This window comes from Pseudomonas fulva NBRC 16637 = DSM 17717 (genome assembly GCF_000730565.1).
In the GTDB taxonomy this organism is placed as follows: Bacteria; Pseudomonadota; Gammaproteobacteria; order Pseudomonadales; family Pseudomonadaceae; genus Aquipseudomonas; species Aquipseudomonas fulva.
In genome coordinates this window covers 96,649-115,069 of the sequence record NZ_BBIQ01000015.1, presented here as the reverse complement: position 1 = coordinate 115,069, position 18,421 = coordinate 96,649, and the positions used below count along the sequence as shown (strand labels likewise).

At 61.6% G+C, this 18,421-nt stretch carries 17 protein-coding genes; 13 read left to right on the top strand and 4 right to left on the bottom strand.

Annotation, left to right across the window (positions count from 1 at the left end):
• The 6 genes from PFU01S_RS15770 to PFU01S_RS15745 form a co-directional block, all read left to right on the top strand.
• Positions 1–4,043, top strand: a 4,043-nt coding sequence (locus PFU01S_RS15770; RefSeq protein WP_042139660.1) for an immunoglobulin-like domain-containing protein, incomplete at its 5' end; no start/stop codon positions are given.
• Between the two features lie 185 nt (positions 4,044–4,228).
• The gene (locus PFU01S_RS15765; RefSeq protein WP_023535786.1) at positions 4,229–4,570 is read left to right on the top strand and encodes a hypothetical protein; all 342 of its coding nucleotides are present in this window, start codon (positions 4,229–4,231) and stop codon (positions 4,568–4,570) included.
• Positions 4,571–4,766: 196 nt separating this feature from the next.
• Positions 4,767–5,666: a TauD/TfdA dioxygenase family protein gene (locus PFU01S_RS15760; RefSeq protein WP_033737322.1), complete on the top strand. Its 900-nt coding sequence runs from the start codon at positions 4,767–4,769 to the stop codon at positions 5,664–5,666.
• A gap of 16 nt (positions 5,667–5,682) precedes the next feature.
• Entirely contained in the window at positions 5,683–6,702 is a 1,020-nt protein-coding gene (locus PFU01S_RS15755) for an ABC transporter substrate-binding protein (RefSeq protein WP_028688209.1), read from the top strand.
• Between the two features lie 3 nt (positions 6,703–6,705).
• Positions 6,706–7,569: an ABC transporter ATP-binding protein gene (locus PFU01S_RS15750; protein ID WP_028688208.1), complete on the top strand. Its 864-nt coding sequence runs from the start codon at positions 6,706–6,708 to the stop codon at positions 7,567–7,569.
• Positions 7,570–7,584: 15 nt separating this feature from the next.
• The gene (locus PFU01S_RS15745) at positions 7,585–8,448 is read left to right on the top strand and encodes an ABC transporter permease (protein ID WP_028688207.1); all 864 of its coding nucleotides are present in this window, start codon (positions 7,585–7,587) and stop codon (positions 8,446–8,448) included.
• Between the two features lie 53 nt (positions 8,449–8,501).
• Here the strand turns inward: PFU01S_RS15745 and PFU01S_RS15740 are convergent, their stop codons facing one another.
• On the bottom strand, positions 8,502–9,062 hold the full coding sequence (locus tag PFU01S_RS15740; protein WP_027914179.1) for a WYL domain-containing transcriptional regulator: 561 nt from the start codon (positions 9,060–9,062) through the stop codon (positions 8,502–8,504).
• A gap of 207 nt (positions 9,063–9,269) precedes the next feature.
• On the opposite strand from PFU01S_RS15740, the gene PFU01S_RS15735 reads away from it, so the two are divergent.
• From PFU01S_RS15735 to PFU01S_RS15710, 6 genes are all read left to right on the top strand, one after another.
• A complete protein-coding gene (locus PFU01S_RS15735; protein ID WP_027914178.1) occupies positions 9,270–10,061 on the top strand; it encodes a tetratricopeptide repeat protein in 792 nt (263 codons plus the stop codon).
• A 136-nt stretch (positions 10,062–10,197) separates the two neighbouring features.
• A complete protein-coding gene (locus PFU01S_RS15730) occupies positions 10,198–10,650 on the top strand; it encodes a MarR family winged helix-turn-helix transcriptional regulator (protein ID WP_023535787.1) in 453 nt (150 codons plus the stop codon).
• The gene (locus PFU01S_RS15725; protein ID WP_027914176.1) at positions 10,647–12,734 is read left to right on the top strand and encodes an FUSC family protein; all 2,088 of its coding nucleotides are present in this window, start codon (positions 10,647–10,649) and stop codon (positions 12,732–12,734) included. The genes PFU01S_RS15730 and PFU01S_RS15725 overlap by 4 nt, the downstream gene beginning before the upstream one ends.
• Positions 12,731–12,943 (top strand): DUF1656 domain-containing protein, encoded by a 213-nt coding sequence (locus PFU01S_RS15720; RefSeq protein ID WP_023535833.1) that lies wholly within the window; start codon positions 12,731–12,733, stop codon positions 12,941–12,943. Before PFU01S_RS15725 ends, PFU01S_RS15720 begins: the two co-directional genes overlap by 4 nt.
• Positions 12,940–13,815 (top strand): efflux RND transporter periplasmic adaptor subunit, encoded by an 876-nt coding sequence (locus tag PFU01S_RS15715; RefSeq protein ID WP_027914175.1) that lies wholly within the window; start codon positions 12,940–12,942, stop codon positions 13,813–13,815. The genes PFU01S_RS15720 and PFU01S_RS15715 overlap by 4 nt, the downstream gene beginning before the upstream one ends.
• Positions 13,812–15,230, top strand: a complete 1,419-nt coding sequence (locus tag PFU01S_RS15710; protein WP_027914174.1) for an efflux transporter outer membrane subunit — start codon at positions 13,812–13,814, stop codon at positions 15,228–15,230. The genes PFU01S_RS15715 and PFU01S_RS15710 overlap by 4 nt, the downstream gene beginning before the upstream one ends.
• 147 nt (positions 15,231–15,377) lie before the next feature.
• Here PFU01S_RS15710 and PFU01S_RS15705 read toward each other — a convergent pair whose 3' ends face one another.
• On the bottom strand, positions 15,378–15,623 hold the full coding sequence (locus tag PFU01S_RS15705) for a TIGR02647 family protein (RefSeq protein ID WP_023535777.1): 246 nt from the start codon (positions 15,621–15,623) through the stop codon (positions 15,378–15,380).
• A 69-nt stretch (positions 15,624–15,692) separates the two neighbouring features.
• Entirely contained in the window at positions 15,693–15,992 is a 300-nt protein-coding gene (locus PFU01S_RS15700; RefSeq protein ID WP_023535746.1) for a hypothetical protein, read from the bottom strand.
• A gap of 147 nt (positions 15,993–16,139) precedes the next feature.
• Between PFU01S_RS15700 and PFU01S_RS15695 the strand changes: the two genes are divergently transcribed.
• Positions 16,140–16,799 (top strand): glutathione S-transferase, encoded by a 660-nt coding sequence (locus PFU01S_RS15695; RefSeq protein WP_027914173.1) that lies wholly within the window; start codon positions 16,140–16,142, stop codon positions 16,797–16,799.
• A gap of 111 nt (positions 16,800–16,910) precedes the next feature.
• Here the strand turns inward: PFU01S_RS15695 and argH are convergent, their stop codons facing one another.
• The gene (gene argH / locus PFU01S_RS15690; RefSeq protein WP_027914172.1) at positions 16,911–18,305 is read right to left on the bottom strand and encodes an argininosuccinate lyase; all 1,395 of its coding nucleotides are present in this window, start codon (positions 18,303–18,305) and stop codon (positions 16,911–16,913) included.
• Positions 18,306–18,421 lie beyond the last annotated feature (116 nt).

Here is an 18,421-nt window from a genome sequence, read left to right as displayed (position 1 = left end):
CGATCACCAAGGCCATTACGGACATCACCGTGGCCGGTGACAAGCAGTTCGAAAACCTGGTGGCGAGCAAGACCACCGTCACCACGGCGGTGACCGATGAGCCGGCCGGCCAGGGTGACCTGGTACTGGTCAACATCGTGGCCAACCAAACCTCGGTCAATGAAGCCACGCCGCCTCTGTTCACCCTGACCTTGAACCGCGTGTTGGACAAGGACCTCACCGTCACCCTGAGCAACAACGCCACCGTTGTGTTCAAGGCCGGGGAGACCAGCAAGTCCTATGTCGCGCCAGCTCAGGGCGATGACGTGTTCAAGGACGAGGGCAAGCTGGAGATCGGCATCGCCAAAGCCGAAGTGCCGAACGCCAAGTTCGAGAACCTGGTGCTGGGCGCGCCTGCCTCGGTCAACATCACCGACACCATCAGCAAGGTGACTGCTGTGCTGGCTGTGGATAACACCACCGTCGTCGAGGGTGGCAAGATCACCTACACCGTGACGCTGGTCAGTGAAGACACCAGCCTGCCTGTGACAGGCCACGGCGGTGTGACCGTGACCCTGACCGGTGGCACGCAAGTGTTCATCGCGGCGGGTTCTGCCAGCGGTACGGTCAGCATCAATGCGCCGGACGACGTGTACGTCGGTGGGCAGCCTGCGATCACCAAGGCGATCACCGACATCAGCGTTGCTGGTGACAAGCAGTTCGAAAGCCTGGTGGGCAGCAAGACTGCCGTAACCACTACCGTGACCGACGAGCCGAGTGGCCAGGGTGACGTGACCACCGTAGGCATCAGTGGCACCACTTCGCTGACCGAAGGCGAGACGGCGCATTACACCCTGACGTTGAGCAATCCATCCCAGTCCGAAGTGACCGTCACCCTCAGCTACTCGGGCACGGCCAAGAACGGTGAGGACTTCACGGGTGTCACTACCGTGAAGATTCCGGCCAACAGCTCCGGCGTGACCTTCGATGTGCCGACGATCGACGACAAATTGGTCGAAGGCACCGAGAACTTCACGGTCAAGATCGAAAACGCCACCGGTGGCAACTTCGAGAACTTGCAGGTAAACGGCAGCAAAGGCAGCGTCACCACCGCCATCCTCGACAACGACAACCTGCCGGTTTCCCCAGGCGGTGCCGTGTATGGCGTGGAAGACACCGACTACGTATTCGCCTGGGGGGACTTCAAGGTCACCGACCCGGATGGCAACACCGGTCTGGCCGTGACCATCACCTCGCTGCCGGCTGCAGGCAGCCTCAAGTACTTCAACGGCAGCAGCTGGACCAACGTTACCGTCGGCCAGGTGATCAGCCAGGCCGATATCGCCGCCAGCAAGCTGAAGTTCGTGCCGCTGCTAAACCAGTCTGGCGCTGACGGCTACGGTGGCACCGGCGTGGGCAACCAACAGGCCGACTACGCGCAGTTCAAGTACAAGCCCAACGACGGGACCAACCTGGGCACCGAGACGACCATGAAGGTCGATATCAGCCCGGTGGCCGACATGCCGACCCTGGCCATCGGCAGTGCCGATGTGGTGTCCAAAGGCCTGACCAAGGAAGTGTGGACCACCCTGAAGGACCTGGGCACCAACGGCAATGGCATCACCGGTGATGCACTCAAGACGGTCTTTGCCAACTCCGGCAGCGCCACCTCCAGCGGCACTACCACCAACGTCCAGTCCGACGGCAGCGTGAATGGGGGCAGCGGTTCGAAGACCTCCGGCCTGATCTACCTGGAAGCAGGCAAGACCTACACCTTCAGTGGTACTGCCGACGACAGCTTCCTGGTCAATATCGGTGGCAAGACCGTGGTCACGGCCACGTGGGGTGGCGGCGGCCAGGTGACGGGGTCGTTCACGCCTACGGCGACCGGCTACTACCCGATCGAGGTTTACCACGCCAACCAGTCCGGCCCGGGCAGTTATGACCTGAACATTCAGGTGGGCTCTGGCGGCGTGACGGATCTGAGCAGCGCGAACATTCGCATGTACCAGAACGTGACCGAGATGGCCAACGCTGGCCTGAGCGTGTCCGACGCGCACACGGTCAATGGTCAAACCTACTACGATGGCTACAAGCTCAACGAAGGCCCAGAGAACGGTACGGTGAAACTGGTCGGTATTTCGACCGCCCTGACCGATACCGATGGTTCCGAGACGCTGAACGTCAAGCTGTCCGGCATGCCGGCAGGGTCGGTGGTCAGTGACGGCGCTGGCCATACCGCTACCGTCGGCGCCAGCGGCGTCGATGTGACCGGTTGGAAGTTGGGCAGCCTGACCGTCAAGCCACCGGCCTACTACCAGGGCCAGTTCGACGTGAAGGTCACCTCGACCTCCACGGAGAGCGTGGGCGGCAGCAAGGCAGTCAACGAAGGTACGATCAAGGTCACGGTGTACCCCGATACCTACTCGGCAACCAACCTCACGGCCGACAGCGACACGTTCACCGGAACGGGCGCCAACGAGATCATCGTCGCCGACATCAGCGGCCTGCATGTGGTCCCAGGTCAGAACTACAACCTGGCGTTCATCGTGGACACCTCGGGCAGCATGAAGGACTCCGTGGACCCTGCGCAGAAAGCACTGCAGTCGGTCTTCACCACGCTGTCCAACAGCGTCAAAGGGGCAACGTCCGGCACGGTCAACGTGTTGCTGGTGGACTTCGCTACCCAGGTGAAATCCACCGTGGCGGTGAACCTGTCCGACAGCAATGCCCTGCAGACGCTGAAGAATGCCCTGACGGCCATGACGGCCAAAGGTGGCACCAACTACGAGGACGCCTTCAAGACGACGGCCAACTGGTTCCAGAACCTCAAGGATTCCGGCGTTACCGGCAACAATCAGACGTTCTTCATCACCGACGGCGAGCCAACGTATTACCAGACCGGTGAGCGTGTTAACCCGACGCTGCTCAGCAGCAAGGGCATCATGATGGATGCGTATCTGTCGTCGATTAACTACAAGCTCGGCCAGACCGTGAACGTCTACCTGGACAGCAGCAACGTCCTGAACATCGACAGCGCGGGGAACCTGACGGTTACCCGGTACGGATTCTGGAGCTCGACCCAGACGTTGGCAGGCACACTGCACGCCCAAGGCGACGGCACCTATGAGCTGTCTAGCCTGGCAGGTCAGGGCAGCTACGCCGATGCCGACACGATTACCAACTCCCAGAGCGCGTTCGCGTTGCTCAAAGGGTTGTCGCCTACCATCGAGGCGATCGGCATCGGCAGCGGCGTCAACACCAATGACCTCAAGCCGTACGACTCCGATGGCAATCCGCAGAGCAACATCGATGCCTCCAACCTGGCAAACGCCATCCTGGGTCACACCGAGGCCATCCAGCCTGGTAGTGACACCGTCAATGGTGGCGACGGCAACGACATCCTGTTCGGCGACGTGATCACCATGCCGTCGGTAGCGGGTAACGGTATCGAAGCGCTGCAGAATTATGTGGCGATGAAAACCGGTGTCGATGCCAGCGCGGTGGACAGCAAGGCGATGCACCAGTACATCTCCGAGCACTACACCGAGTTCGATATCTCCGGGCCTAACGGCGGCAACGACATCCTCTCGGGCGGCAACGGCAACGACATCCTGTTCGGTCAGGGCGGCAACGACATCCTCGATGGCGGCAAAGGCAATGACATCCTGTTGGGTGGCTCAGGCAACGACACCCTCATCGGCGGTCCGGGTAACGACATCCTGATCGGCGGCAGCGGTGCCGATACCTTCGTCTGGAAGGCCGGCGATTATGGCAATGACGTCATCAAGGACTTCAACCGCTCCGAAGGTGACCGCATCGACCTCAAGGACCTGTTGCAAGGCGAGAAAGGCAGCACCATCGACAACTACCTCAAGCTGTCGACGGTGGAGGGCACCACGACGTTGCAGGTCAGCAGCGAAGGCAAGCTCAACACCGATGGCGGGCTGGCCAATGCTGACGTCACCATCAAGCTGGAAGGTGTGAACTGGTCCAACCAGACGATCAACTCGTTGATCAGCGGTGCCGACCCGACCATCATCATCCACAACAAAGACAGCTGACGGTCCATGACCGGGGCAACCGTAACAGGTTGTCCCGGTGTGCCTTGACCTGGCGCAACTGCCTGGGCAGGCCTTCCGCCACGCACTCCCACAGCGCATACTTTCGCGCCGCACCCACGCGTGCGGCGCTTTTTGCCTATGCTGCTGTCTACCCTGAAGGAATCCATGTGACGAGGGACATCGCCATGTTCTACGTGCAACGCGACGCCGCTGGCCAGTTGCAGCGAGTGGAAGCTGCTGCGTTCGACGAATTTACCGAAATGCTTCCGGCCGACCATGCCGACATTCAGGAATGGTTTGCCGATGACGTCGTGGAAAATAGCCTCAATCAGCTCAAGCAAAGCGACTTGGACATGATCCGGGTGCTTGAAGACTTGATCGATGTCCTGACCGCCAAAGGCGTGTTCAAGATCACTGACCTGCCACCGGGCGCCCAGGCCAAACTCCTGAACCGTTCGACAGCGCGCAAAGCGCTGAGCAGCCTCAATAACCTGATAGAGGAAGAAGAAGAGGGTGGCCTGATCTGACGCCGAGCTCAGGCACCGACCGAACTATGGTTATGCTTTAAAGGTATTTAAAATATAGTTCTTATGACCTTATAGTTCACTCCACTGCGTACCCGTCGACCAATCGATGCGCCGCACGACTCGAACCCACACGGGAGTCCCCGTGCGTTTCCGATCGTCGCGCGTCATGAAGTCGCGCACTGCGTGGGAGTGAAACATGCCAGCCGCCTTGAACGCCCTGTCGCTCATCGATAGCGCGCCGTCACAACATTTTGATGTCCACCCGTTCGCCGGCGCCGTCGGCGCCGAAATCGTCGGCCTCGACCTTTCCAGGCCGCTCAATGCTCAGGACTTCGCGCGGATTCACCGTGCCCACCTCGATCATCATGTGCTGGTTTTTCGCGATCAGCGCATCACGCCTGAGCACCAGATCGCCTTCAGCCGCCGTTTTGGCGAACTGCAGATTCATGTGCTCAAGCAGTTCCTGCTTGAGGGGCATCCTGAAATCCTGATTGTTTCCAACATCATCGAGAACGGCCAAAACATCGGCCTGGGCGATGCTGGCAAATTCTGGCACTCGGACCTTTCCTATAAGGCACTGCCCAGCTTGGGCTCGATGCTACACGCCCAGGAACTCCCTGACGAAGGCGGGGACACGTTGTTCGCCGACATGCACAAGGCCTGGGACGCAGTACCCGCTGCGCTGCGCACGCTGGTAGCCGGGCGCAATGCCGCTCATTCCTACACCGCCCGCTATGCCGAAACCCGATTCGAAGGTAATTGGCGCCCTGCACTGACAGCCGAGCAACTGGCCCAGGTGCAGGAAGTGGTCCACCCCGTCGTGCGCACCCACCCTGAGACCGGGCGTCAGGCCTTGTTCGTCAGTGAAGGTTTCACCACCCGCATCGTCGGCCTGCCGGAAGACGAAAGCCGGGATGTCCTGCAGCAGCTGTATGCCTTGAGCGTGCAGGATGACAACGTCTATCGCCATCAATGGGAGCCCCACGACCTGGTGTTCTGGGACAACCGCTCTCTGATCCACCTGGCTGCCGGTTGCCCTGCGCACCTGCGGCGCAAGCTCTACCGCACCACCATCCAGGGCGATGCCCCGTTCTGACGAAAAGGATTCCATCATGCGCAAATCCATCAGCCGCCTGGCGGCAAGCATCGGGCTGGGCGCAAGCCTCATCATTGGCAGCCTGACGGCCCCCACCGCCGCCCAGGCAGAAGGCAAGATCCGCATCGCCGAACAGTTCGGGATTGTCTACCTGCTGCTCAATGTGGTGCGTGATCAGCACCTGATCGAAAAGCATGGCAAAGCGCAGGGCATCGACATCGACGTCGAGTGGGCACAGCTTTCCGGTGGCTCGGCCATCAACGACGCGTTGCTATCCGGCTCCGTGGATATCGCAGGCGCTGGCGTAGGTCCGCTGCTCACCGTCTGGGATCGCACCCGAGGGCGACAGAACGTCAAGGCTGTGGCTTCGCTGGGCAACTTCCCGTATTACCTGGTCAGTAGCAATCCGGCTGTGAAGACCATTGCGGATCTGTCCGAAAAGGACCGCATCGCCGTGCCGGCGGTGGGGGTGTCGGTGCAGTCGCGCCTGCTGCAATACGCTGCGGCGCAGCAATGGGGAGATCAGCAGTACAACCGGCTGGACAAGTACACCCTGGCTGTTCCTCATCCCGATGCTACGGCCGCCTTGCTGGCAGGCGGTACCGAACTCAACGGGCATTTCTCCAACCCGCCGTTCCAGGACCAGGCACTGGCCAACAAGAACGTGCACATCGTGCTCGACAGCTACGACCTGCTCGGACCGAATTCCCCCACGCTGCTGTTCGCCACCGAAAAATTCCGCAAGGACAACCCCAAGACGTACAAAGCCTTCGTCGATGCCATTGCCGAAGCGGCCACATTCGCCCAGAACGACAAGGCGGCAGCCGCCGATACCTACATCCGGGTGACCAACGCCAAGATCGACCGCGCAAGCCTCATCAAGCTGATCGACAACCCTCGATACGAATTCACCGTCACGCCAAAGAACACCTACAAGCTCGCCGAATTCCTCTACAGGGTCGGCGCGATCAAGCACAAGCCAGTGTCATGGAAGGATTATTTCTTCCAGGATGAACGCCCGTTGCAGGGGAGCTGAGTCATGACTGCGCCATTGCCAGGCCACACGGTCAGCACCTTGATCCACCCCACAGCACCGCCGTTGCTGAACGTGCAGGGCCTCACCCTCGAGTACCGCACCCGGCGACGGGTGGTGCGCGCGACCCATCAGGTCAGTTTCGAGGTGGATCAGGCAGATCGCTTCGTCCTACTGGGGCCTTCGGGTTGCGGCAAGTCAACCTTGCTCAAGGCCGTGGCTGGCTTCATCGAACCCTGTGAAGGGCAGATCCTGCTTCAGGGGCAGCCCGTCAGCGGCCCGGGGCCGGACCGAATCGTGGTGTTCCAGGAGTTCGACCAGTTGCCACCTTGGAAGACGGTGAAGCACAACGTCATGTTTCCGCTGTTGGTATCGGGCCAATTGAAGCGGGCCGAGGCCGAAGACCGGGCGCTTCACTACTTGGATAAAGTCGGCCTTGCAGCTTTCGCCGATGCCTACCCGCATACGCTGTCGGGCGGTATGAAGGCGCGCGTGGCGATCGCCAGGGCCTTGGCCACGCAGCCGAAGATATTGCTGATGGACGAACCCTTTGCCGCACTCGATGCACTTACCCGGCGCAAGATGCAGGAAGAATTGCTGCTGCTCTGGGAGGAAGTGCGCTTCACCCTGCTGTTCGTCACCCACTCTATCGAGGAGGCCTTGGTCGTGGGCAACCGCATCTTGCTGCTCTCACCTCACCCCGGCCGGGTACGCGCCGAGGTGCACAGCCACCAATATGACTTGGGCAGCCTGGGTGGCAGCGATTTCCAGGCCAGTGCCCGGCACATACACCGCTTGTTGTTCGATGAAGCTGCTGGCCCCGCGCAGGTCGACGATATTGGTTTCAATGACATCCGCATTGCCTACTGATCAGGAGTTTGAGCCATGACCACAACCTCTGTGCGCCAGGAATACGAGGTGCAGCTAGAGCCCTTGCTCAGTGTGCCTGTGGAACGCGACCTGTCGTTGACTCAGCGCCTCTGGCAGCACGGCTGGCTGCGCAAGGCCGTCATCCTGGTGGTCATCGCCGTGGTGTGGGAAGCCGTCGCCCGTTACCAGGACAACGACCTGCTGCTACCGACCTTCCTCCAGACCGCTGCCGCGTTTTGGGAAGGCCTGGTCAGTGGAGAGTTGCCGGCCAAGGTCGGCGTGTCGCTGGTGATCCTGCTCAAGGGCTACCTGCTGGGCATCATCCTGGCTTTTGGTCTCACCAGCTTGGCTGTCTCGACCCAGCTTGGGCGCGACTTGCTTGGCACTTTGACCTCCATGTTCAACCCCCTGCCTGCCATCGCCCTGTTGCCATTGGCATTGCTGTGGTTCGGGCTAGGCGAAAACAGCTTGATCTTCGTCCTGGTGCATTCGGTACTCTGGGCCCTGGCGCTCAATACCTATGCAGGATTCCAGGGCGTTTCCGACACCCTGCGCATGGCCGGGCGCAACTACGGCCTCAAAGGGCTACGGCTGGTGATGCACATCCTGGTGCCGGCGGCGTTGCCCTCGATTCTGTCCGGGCTCAAGATCGGCTGGGCGTTCGCCTGGCGCACGTTGATCGCCGCGGAACTGGTCTTTGGCGCCAGCAGCGGCAAAGGTGGCCTGGGTTGGTACATCTTTCAGAACCGCAACGAACTCTATACCGACAAGGTGTTCGCAGGCCTTGCGGTGGTCATCCTGATCGGGCTGCTGGTTGAGGGGATTGTCTTCAACACGCTGGAGCGCCTGACGGTCAAGCGTTGGGGCATGCAGCGCTGAACAGGCAGGCGCCGACGCGGGCCATTGGCCAAGGCCAGTGAGCGCGTCCCTGATCATGGCGTTTGATACTGGGCTGCGGCGTTGCTGAGAATCTTGCCGATCTCTTCGCGCAACTGCGCAGGCTGCTCGACCACCAGCTCATCCCCACGGCTCAATAGCCACCAGCGCAACGAGCTCCCATCGCTCACCGTGGCCCGCAGCCGATGCCCTTGGTCATGGGCGGTCAACTGCATGTCGCTGCTCAGTGGGGCCTCCCTGAGCTGGCGCGCCAGTGGATCGCTGATGCGTGCCACCAATTCGATGCCTTCGCCCGGTGGCGCTTGCAGCGCCTCTCCTTTGAGGTGTGCCAGCAGATCGGTGGTGCCGCGTAGCTCGTTCACCACGCCGGCCGCCCAGTGCCACCCGTAGGGGATGCTCTTGTCATTGCGCTCCAGCGGAAAGATCAGCGACAGGTCATTGAGGTCGCGCTCCACGGTGCGCTTGCTGACGGTAAAGCCCAGGTCTCGTAGCCGACAAGCCAGTTCGGAACTGGTGAGCCCTGGAGAACGGCCCGGTAGCTGGCGCAGCAGCGCCCACTGACGGCTGAGGGTGGCGCGAGTGGTGGCGAACGGCAAAAGGTAACGTCCTTGTCTAGGCTTGCCGCTCTAGGATGGCGGCACGCGAGGGGCATGGCAATTGGCCACGGACCGCTCAGATCAAGTAAGTGACGGTTGGTTGCCTGCCACCGAATCGTTCGCGACAGGTTTTGACGTCCTGTTGCGCAGAATCACGCCTCATCACAGCCGAAGGTTGAGGTTGTGCATCGTTCAATGAGGATGAACATGTCTGCTGTCGGCAATATCCATTCGCTGCTCGCCCGCCTGCTTCCGGCACAGGTGATCGTTCCTCCCGCCGTTGCCCGACGCCAGCGGCTGTTTGCAGGTGTCGGCATGCCCAGTCAACGGACGATGCTGGTCAGCCGTCTGGACGAAGCCAGTGACCTGCAAGCGGTCTACCAGGATCTGCGCCTGCAAGCCCTGCAAGGGAACGTCGCGGCGCTGAACGACCTTGGTTGGATCTGGCTCAATGGCAAGTACTGGCGTGCTGATACCGTGCTGGCCGGGCACCTGCTGCGCATGGCGGCGTTGCAGGGCAGTGCCGTGGCCTGGTTCAACCTGGGGCAGCAGCACTACTTCGGCAAAGGTGTCGACCGTTCCTACACCCAGGCCGCCGAATGCTACCGCCAGGCGTTCGAGCGGGGCATGTCGCATGCGGCCGCTGCGCTGGGAGACTTGTACGAAGAAGAAGTGTGTGATGCCCGGATTCAATGGCAAGTCGATCCACAGCTTGCCTACCGATGGTTCCTGCAAGGTGCCGAGCAGGGTGAGGCACGCTGTCGCTTTGAGGTTGGCTACCGGCTGATTCACGGTCTGCATGTGCAACCGGAGCTCAAGCCGGCGTTGTACTGGCTCGAACTGGCGGCCGCTGCGGGTGTGGTGCAGGCAGCGGAAGAACTGGCCGTGCACTTCAGTCGACGCGATCAGGAGCGGTATCAGCAATGGCGCGACCGCGCCGTGCAGATGGGCAGTACCTTGGCCCTGACCATGAAGCTGGAAGACCAGGTTCAGCCCTGAAGCGTTGGTGCAGTTAGCTGCGAGCTTTGCACTGTAAACAAGATTTCATGCAGGCGCTTCGTCGCCCCCTGTTGACGGAAGGGGGAGCACCCGGCGTATATTGATAGTTAGCAAACTATGAATATATGTGGTTTTCATGTCCCTTGATCTTCTGCGTCTACAGGTCAGCAGCGGCCTGGTCGTTGCCGCCCGCCACTGGCGCCGCATCTGCCACGTGGCACTGACTGCCTATGGCATTTCCGAAGCCTGTGCCGCGCCACTGCTGATGATCGTGCGCCTGGGCGATGGCGTGCACCAGGTGGCCGTCGCCCAGGCGGCTGGGCTGGAAAGCCCGTCCCTGGTGCGCTTGCTCGACCAGCTGTGCAAGGCCGGGTTGGTGTTGCGTAGCGAGGATCCACTGGACAGGCGCGCCAAGGCCCTGAGCCTCACGGTTGAAGGGCGCGCGCTGGCCGAGGCCATCGAGGCGGAGCTGGTAAGGGTGCGGGGTGATGTGCTGAGTCGTCTCGATCCAGAGGACCTGCAGGCCACCCTGCGTGTACTGCGCGCATTCGAAGCAGCCGGGCTGGGCAGCACGGGCGGGGTCGCATGAACGGCTTCTTCAGCTCGGTACCGCCGGCTCGCGATTGGTTCTACGGCGTGCGCACCTTCGCCGCCTCGATGATTGCGCTGTATATCGCCCTGCTCATGCAGTTGCCGCGTCCGTACTGGGCCATGGCGACCGTCTACATCGTTTCCAGCCCCTTCCTGGGGCCTACCAGCTCCAAAGCGTTGTACCGCGCCCTGGGTACCTTGCTGGGTGCCGCTGGGGCAGTGCTGTTGGTGCCGCCCCTGGTGCAGTCGCCGCTGCTGCTGAGCATCGCCGTGGCCCTGTGGACGGGGACGTTGCTGTTCCTTTCTCTGAACGTGCGTACGGCCAACAACTACGTGTTCATGCTGGCCGGGTACACCTTGCCGATGATCGCCCTGGCAGTGGTCGACAACCCGTTGGCCGTGTTCGACGTGGCTTCCTCGCGGGCTCAGGAAATTTGCCTGGGGATCGTCTGCGCAGCCGTGGTCGGGGCCATTTTCTGGCCGCGGCGGCTGGCGCCCGTGGTAGTGGGGGCAACCGGTAACTGGTTCAACGAGGCCATTCGCTATAGCGACAGCTATCTGGTCCGGCAGCAGAGCACGGTCGATGTCGGAGGTATGCGCGGGGCGATGGTGGCGACCTTCAACTCACTGGAGTTGATGATCGGCCAGCTCGGCCATGAAGGGACCGGGCCTCATACCTTGAAAAACGCCCGTGAGCTGCGTGGGCGCATGATTCACCTACTGCCGGTCATTGATGCGCTGGACGACGCATTGACGGCCTTGCAAGGGCGCGCTGCGCAGCAATTCGAACAGATCCTGCCTGTGCTCGATGCAGCCCGTGAATGGCTCAAGGGCACGGCAGAAAGCCCTTCTGTCCAGCAGTGGGCAGCCTTGCACCAAAGGATCGACGAGCTGCGGCCGGATGCGGCTGCACTGGACCAGCGTGCCGAGCTGTTGCTGTCCAACGCGCTCTACCGGCTCACCGAATGGGTAGATCTGTGGCAGGACTGCTGTACCTTGCAGCATGCCCTGCGCACCGATGACGCCACACCCTGGCGCGCCGTTTACCGCCACTGGCGCCTGGCGCGCTTGCGGCCATTCTTCGACCGGGGCCTGATGCTCTACTCGGTCACCTCCACCGTCCTGGCCATCATCGTTGCCTGCGGCCTGTGGATCGGCCTGGGCTGGAATGACGGCGCCAGTGCGGTGATCCTGGCGGCTGTGTCGTGCAGCTTCTTCGCCGCGATGGACGACCCGGCCCCACAGATCTACCGCTTCTTCTTCTGGACCCTGCTGTCGGTCATTTTCTCGAGCCTGTACCTGTTCCTCGTGCTGCCCAACCTGCATGACTTCCCGATGCTGGTACTGGCCTTCGCCGTGCCTTTCATCTGCATCGGTACGTTGACGGTACAGCCGCGCTTCTACCTGGGGACATTGCTAACTATCGTCAACACCTCGACCTTCATCAGCATCCAGGGTGCTTACGACGCCGATTTCTTCACCTTCCTCAATTCCAACCTCGCCGGCCCGGTTGGCCTGCTCTTCGCGTTCATCTGGACCTTGGTCATGCGCCCCTTTGGTGTGGAGCTGGCTGCCAAACGCATGACCCGTTTCGCCTGGCGCGACATCGTCGAGGTGACCGAGTACGCGACCTTGGCCGAGCATCGCAAGGTGGGTGTAAAAATGCTCGATCGCTTGATGCAGCATTTGCCGCGTCTGTCGCAAACCGGCCAGGACAGCAGCGTGGCGCTACGGGACTTGCGTGTGGGGCTGAACCTGCTCGACTTGCTGGCGTACATGCCGCGCGCCGGTCAGGTTGCCCGTGAGCGACTGACCCTGGTGATCGCTGAAGTGGGTGCCCATTACGCGGCCTGCCTGCGCGCCGGTGAGCGGCTGCACGCGCCACCTGCACTCTTGCGCAACATGGAAAGGGCCCGACTGGCGCTCAGTCTCGATGAACCCTGCGAACGCCTCGACGCCCGCCCGCATTTGTTGCATGCACTGGCTGGCCTGCGCCTGGCACTGCTGCCGGGTGTCGAGGTCATGCTCGAGCCTGCGGAACAACTGCAACTGCCGTCTGGCCTGGATGGAGCGCCCCTGTGATCGGTGAACTGGATATCAGTGGGGTATTCCTGCCCACGCTGCTGGTAATGATGATTGGAACCTACCTGCTGTTTCTGGGTGTCCACGCCGTACTGGTGCGTGTGCACTTCTATCGCCTGGTCTGGCACCGGGCATTGTTCAACGTTGCCCTCTACGCCGTGCTGCTCGGTGCGGTGGACCATTTCTGTCGAAGCCTGATGCTGCCATGAAAAAACCTTTGCTGACCCTGGGCCGTGTGGTCCTTACCCTGTTGGTAGTGACATTTGCCGCCGTACTCGTCTGGCAGATGGTTGTGTACTACCTGTTCGCACCCTGGACGCGCGATGGCCACATTCGCGCCGATGTGATCCAGATCGCCCCGGACGTGTCCGGGTTGATCCAGAAGGTCGAGGTGCGTGACAACCAGACCGTCAAGCGCGGCGATGTGCTGTTCACCATCGACCAGGACCGTTTCAGCCTGGCGCTGCGTCAGGCCAAGGCCACGCTCGGCGAGCGCCAGGAAACCTTGGCCCAGGCCTCGCGGGAGGTGAACCGTAATCGCAAGTTGGGCAATCTGGTGGCGGCCGAACAGCTCGAAGAAAGCCAGTCGCGCCAAGCGCGCGCCCGCTCGGCGGTCAGCGAGGCGCAGGTGGCTGTCGACAGTGCCCAGTTGAACCTTGATCGCTCGGTGGTGCGCAGTCCCGTGGACGGTTACCTCAACGATCGCGCGCCGCGCAACCATGAGTTCGTAACCGCGGGGCGACCGGTGCTGTCGGTGGTCGACAGTGCCTCTTATCACGTCGATGGCTACTTCGAGGAAACCAAGCTGGGGGGCATTCACATCGGGGACGTGGTGGATATTCGTGTGATGGGCGACAACACCCGCCTGCGCGGGCATGTGGAAAGCTTTGCAGCCGGCATCGAGGACCGCGACCGCAGCAGCGGCACCAACCTGCTGCCCAACGTCAACCCTGCCTTCAGCTGGGTGCGGCTGGCCCAGCGGATTCCGGTGCGGATCGCCTTTGACGAAGTCCCGCAGGATTTCCGCATGATTGCCGGGCGAACCGCCACTGTCTCGATCGTCGAGGGCCAGCACCCATGAAACGGCTGATGCTCGCAGGGCTATGCCTGTCGCTTGGCGCGTGCATGACGGTCGGGCCAGACTACGAGCTGCCCAAAGAGGCGGCAATACAGCGCACTGACCTCAACGGCCCCCTGCGCCAGGATGCCGACAGCGTAGTGTCGGCACCGGTGCCGGAGGATTGGTGGCAGCTGTATCACGACCCGCGGTTGAACGCGCTGGTGCGCCAGGCCTTGAGTGCCAATACCGAACTGCGCGTTGCGGCAGCGAACATCGCCAAGGCCCGCGCGCAGGTCGACATCGCTGAGTCTCAAGGGGGCTTCGACGGTGGAGTGAAGCTAGGCGCCCAGCGCCTGCAGGAGTCTGGCGAGGCTTTCTTGCAGCCCGAAAAGGTGCCTGTGGCCAACATCGGCGAGGCGATCATCAGCGCGTCATACCAGTTCGACCTGTGGGGCACTTTCAAGCGCGGCACAGAGGCCGCCAAAGCCAGTGCCGATGCAGTCCAAGCCGCAGCGGACACGGCGCGGATCACGCTGGTGGCAGATGTGGTCAAGGCCTATACCCAGGTATGCTCGGCCAACGAGGAATACCACATTGCCCGTGAGTCGCTCGATTTACAGGCGCAAAGCGTCAAGCTCAGCCAGCGCCTGCGCGATGCGGGGCGTGGCGATGAAACCCAGGTGACGCGGTCGCAAACCCAGTTCAAGTCGTTGGGCGCCGAGCTGCCGCGATTCAAGGCCGAACGTGAGACAGGCCTGTATACCCTGGCCGCATTGCTGGCGGTCCCCGTGCAGAAGTTGCCAGCAGGCGTTGCCGATTGTGCCGAACTTCCGCAGCTGACTCAGCTAGTGCCAGTGGGCGATGGCGCCGCGTTGCTCAAACGTCGCCCCGATGTGCGTCAGGCAGAGCGACAACTGGCTGCTGCTACCGCCAATATCGGTGTGGCGACCGGCGCGCTTTATCCACAGATCAGCATCGGCGCGCAGGTCGGGACCATCGGCATCCTGGACAATTTGGGCGAGCCTTCGACCAACCGTTGGGGCTTCGGCCCGCAGGTCAGCTGGAGTATCCCCACCGATGGCACGCGGGCCCGCATTCGCATGGCCGAAGCGTCCACCCAGGCAGCCTTGGCGAATTTCGATGGCGTAGTGCTCAATGCCATACGCGAAACCCAGACGCGGCTGGCCCAATACAGCGCATTGCTGGACCGGCGCGATGCACTGGCCGAGGCCGAGAAGTCAGCTCGGGAGGCGGCCGACCAGACGCACCGGTATTATCAGGCTGGGCGGGAGTCGTTCCTGGCGGACTTGCAGGCGACGCGGACCTATACCGACATGCGTGCGCAGTTGGCGGCTGCGAACAGCCAGGTTGCAATGGGGCAGGTTGGCGTGTTCCTGGCGCTTGGAGGCGGTTGGAAGCGACCCGTCGAGCACTGATGGGAAAATAGGGTCTGTGTAAAAAGTCTTGAGAACAGGGTCAGGTGAGGCGAGCGCAGCCCAGGTGGCGGGCTTATGGCTTGTAAATGAGCCTTCCAAGGCCACTGCAAGGCAGGGGCTGCAGCACAGCCCCACGCACTCACAAGGTCAGGCCGGCTGGGGCGCCCTCAGAATATTCTGCAGCAACTGAACACTTTCGACCGCATCGTGACCCAGGCTGGTCAGGTAGCCACCGTCGGGTTGATCGGTCAGGCCTTTTTCGTGCAGCCGCTGCGCGGCGGCGATGAGGGTCGGGGATGCGGTGTTGTGAATCTTGATGCCTTCCTGGCTGCTGTCGAGGTTGAACAGTGCGAGGACTTCCAGTTCAGCGATCAGTTCGGGTGAAAAGGACATGGCGACTCCTGACTTCCAGACGAGGATAGCGGCACCGCGGGGGGTGCCTGAATCTGGAGTGTAGCCGTGTTATTCGTCCTCGCCTTGATCCATCTCAGGAGGCAGTTCAGGCAGCGCGCGCAGGGCGTTTTCATACCACTGGCTATCGAAGGCTCGATCCTGCGCCAGCATGTTGTCGATCTCGAAGGCCAATACGTGGGCCATCAGGTTGAGGATATCCTCGCGCTCATACCCGACCAGTGTCAGCTTGTTGAACGTAGCCTTCGCCGCAGCCGGCTCGCCGCTTTCGATCTGGTTTTCGATGGCCTGCGTCAGCGTGGCTTCGGCAAACGCTTCATCGTCATTGTCGATATCGGTGGGCTCGCTCATGGGATTACTCCTGTGGTGGGCGCTACAGTTTGCCACGTCCGTGGTGGCAATGCCTGGTCATCGACCGGGTGCATGACGCTGGTCAGCCGACGGCGAACGGGCTATAACAGCCCTGCCATCCCCATACGGCCCGGAGGCTGTCGAACCATGCTCAAGCTCCACGGATTCCCTGTCAGCAACTACTACAACATGGTCAAGTTGGCCTTGTTGGAAAAGGGCGTGCCTTTCGAAGAAGTCCTGTTCTTCAGCGGTCAGACGCCTCAGGTGCTGGAAGTCAGCCCACGTGGCAAGGTGCCGGTACTGCAGACCGAGCACGGCTTTCTCAGCGAAACCACGGTGATCCTCGACTACATCGAGCAGACCCAAGGCGGCAAGGCGCTGCTTCCCGCTGACCCGTACGCGCAGGCGAAAGTGCGTGAACTGGTCAAGGAGATCGAGCTGTACATCGAGCTTCCTGCTCGCACCTGCTATGCCGAAGCCTTCTTCGGTATGCCCGTGGAACCATTGGTCAAGGAAAAGGCACGCACCGAGCTTCTGGCAGGTTTCGCCACGCTCAAGCGCAACGGGCGTTTCGCGCCTTACGTGGCAGGCGAGCAATTGACCCTGGCCGACCTGATGTTCTGCTTCTCGGTCGACCTGGCATGCGCCGTAGGCAAGAAAGTGCTCAACATCGACTTCCTTGAAGATTTCCCTCAGGCCAAGGCACTGCTCGAGCAGATGGGGCAGAACCCCCACATGGCAAAAATCGTGGCAGACAAGGAAGCGGCAATGCCGTCATTCCTTGAAATGATGCGCAACAAGCGCTGAAACAGCGGGCGAGTCCGGCCAGATGGGGGCTTGTTTCAAAGCCCCCTTCAACCTCAGTATTTTGCCCATGCGACGAGGGAGGGTTAGCTCTCAACCCGTCACTCAGCGCCGTTAGCGCGCAGCCAGCAACGCCTTGCCGCGAGCCACCGCTGCGCGTACCTGTGCCGGTGCCGTACCACCGATGTGATCACGGGCATTTACCGAGCCTTCCAGCGTAAGAACGGCGAATACGTCCTGTTCGATCTGGTCACTGAACTGACGCAGCTCTTCCAGGCTCATCTCTGCCAGGTCCTTGCCGCTATCGACCCCGTACTTCACCGCGTGGCCCACGATTTCGTGGCAGTCACGGAACGGCAGGCCACGGCGCACCAGGTAGTCGGCCAGGTCCGTTGCGGTCGAGAACCCGCGCAAGGCGGCCTCGCGCATGATGGCATGCTTGGGCTTGATGGCCGGGATCATGTCGGCGAAGGCACGCAGCGAATCGCGCAGCGTGTCTGCGGCATCGAACAGCGGTTCCTTGTCTTCCTGGTTGTCCTTGTTGTAGGCCAGCGGCTGGCCTTTCATCAGGGTCAGCAGTCCGGTCAGCGCACCGAAGACGCGCCCGCTCTTGCCACGCACCAGCTCTGGCACGTCCGGGTTCTTTTTCTGCGGCATGATCGAGCTGCCGGTGCAGAATCGATCGGGCAGGTCGATGAACTGGAACTGGGCACTGGTCCACAGCACCAGTTCTTCGGAGAAGCGCGAGAGGTGCATCATCGCCACACTGGCGGCGGCGCAGAATTCAATGGCGAAGTCACGGTCCGACACGCCGTCCAGGGAGTTGCCTGCCACGGCTTCGAAGCCCAGCAGCTTGCAGGTCAGCTCACGGTCGATCGGGTAGGTGGTGCCGGCCAGCGCAGCGCTGCCCAATGGCATGCGGTTGGTGCGCTTGCGGCAGTCGACCAGGCGTTCATGATCGCGGCTGAGCATTTCGAACCAGGCCAGCAGGTGGTGGCCGAAGGTGACGGGCTGGGCCGTCTGCAGGTGTGTGAAGCCAGGCATGATGGTTTCGGCTTCGCGTTCGGCCTGTTCCAGCAGCCCTTTTTGCAGGCGGGTGATTTCGGCCAGAATCAGGTCGATTTCGTCGCGCAGCCACAGGCGAATGTCGGTTGCGACCTGGTCGTTGCGGCTACGGCCGGTGTGCAATTTCTTGCCGGTGATACCAATGCGGTCGGTCAGACGCGCTTCGATGTTCATGTGCACGTCTTCCAGGTCGACGCGCCAGTCGAAGGCACCAGCCTCGATTTCGCCCTGGATGGTCTTGAGCCCGTCGATGATGGTGTCACGCTCGGCATCGCTGAGCACACCGACTTGCGCCAGCATGGTAGCATGAGCGATGGAGCCCATGATGTCGTGGCGGTACAGGCGCTTGTCGAAATCGACCGAGGCCGTGAAACGGGCGACGAAGGCGTCTACGGGTTCACTGAAGCGGCCGCCCCAGGACTGATTGGTCTTGTCAGTGCTCATGGTTTCACTCATTGCAGGCGTGAACGAAAAATTGCCGCGATGATAACAGGGTTGGGCCCAGTGCCGCAGGGCGCCTGCAGAGTGTGAGGGTGGAAAAGGCGTAGCGCGATGTAGGC

What these genes read in the sequence shown, in the direction of transcription:
- PFU01S_RS15755 (WP_028688209.1), top strand. Translation starts at nt 5,683, where the DNA reads ATGCGCAAATCCATCAGCCGCCTGGCGGCAAGCATCGGGCTGGGCGCA.
- PFU01S_RS15725 (WP_027914176.1), top strand. Translation starts at nt 10,647, where the DNA reads ATGAACGGCTTCTTCAGCTCGGTACCGCCGGCTCGCGATTGGTTCTAC.
- PFU01S_RS15710 (WP_027914174.1), top strand. Translation starts at nt 13,812, where the DNA reads ATGAAACGGCTGATGCTCGCAGGGCTATGCCTGTCGCTTGGCGCGTGC.
- PFU01S_RS15760 (WP_033737322.1), top strand. Translation starts at nt 4,767, where the DNA reads ATGCCAGCCGCCTTGAACGCCCTGTCGCTCATCGATAGCGCGCCGTCA.
- PFU01S_RS15695 (WP_027914173.1), top strand. Translation starts at nt 16,140, where the DNA reads ATGCTCAAGCTCCACGGATTCCCTGTCAGCAACTACTACAACATGGTC.
- PFU01S_RS15745 (WP_028688207.1), top strand. Translation starts at nt 7,585, where the DNA reads ATGACCACAACCTCTGTGCGCCAGGAATACGAGGTGCAGCTAGAGCCC.
- PFU01S_RS15715 (WP_027914175.1), top strand. Translation starts at nt 12,940, where the DNA reads ATGAAAAAACCTTTGCTGACCCTGGGCCGTGTGGTCCTTACCCTGTTG.
- PFU01S_RS15700 (WP_023535746.1), bottom strand. Translation starts at nt 15,992, where the DNA reads ATGAGCGAGCCCACCGATATCGACAATGACGATGAAGCGTTTGCCGAA.
- argH (WP_027914172.1), bottom strand. Translation starts at nt 18,305, where the DNA reads ATGAGCACTGACAAGACCAATCAGTCCTGGGGCGGCCGCTTCAGTGAA.
- PFU01S_RS15735 (WP_027914178.1), top strand. Translation starts at nt 9,270, where the DNA reads ATGTCTGCTGTCGGCAATATCCATTCGCTGCTCGCCCGCCTGCTTCCG.
- PFU01S_RS15705 (WP_023535777.1), bottom strand. Translation starts at nt 15,623, where the DNA reads ATGTCCTTTTCACCCGAACTGATCGCTGAACTGGAAGTCCTCGCACTG.
- PFU01S_RS15730 (WP_023535787.1), top strand. Translation starts at nt 10,198, where the DNA reads ATGTCCCTTGATCTTCTGCGTCTACAGGTCAGCAGCGGCCTGGTCGTT.
- PFU01S_RS15765 (WP_023535786.1), top strand. Translation starts at nt 4,229, where the DNA reads ATGTTCTACGTGCAACGCGACGCCGCTGGCCAGTTGCAGCGAGTGGAA.
- PFU01S_RS15750 (WP_028688208.1), top strand. Translation starts at nt 6,706, where the DNA reads ATGACTGCGCCATTGCCAGGCCACACGGTCAGCACCTTGATCCACCCC.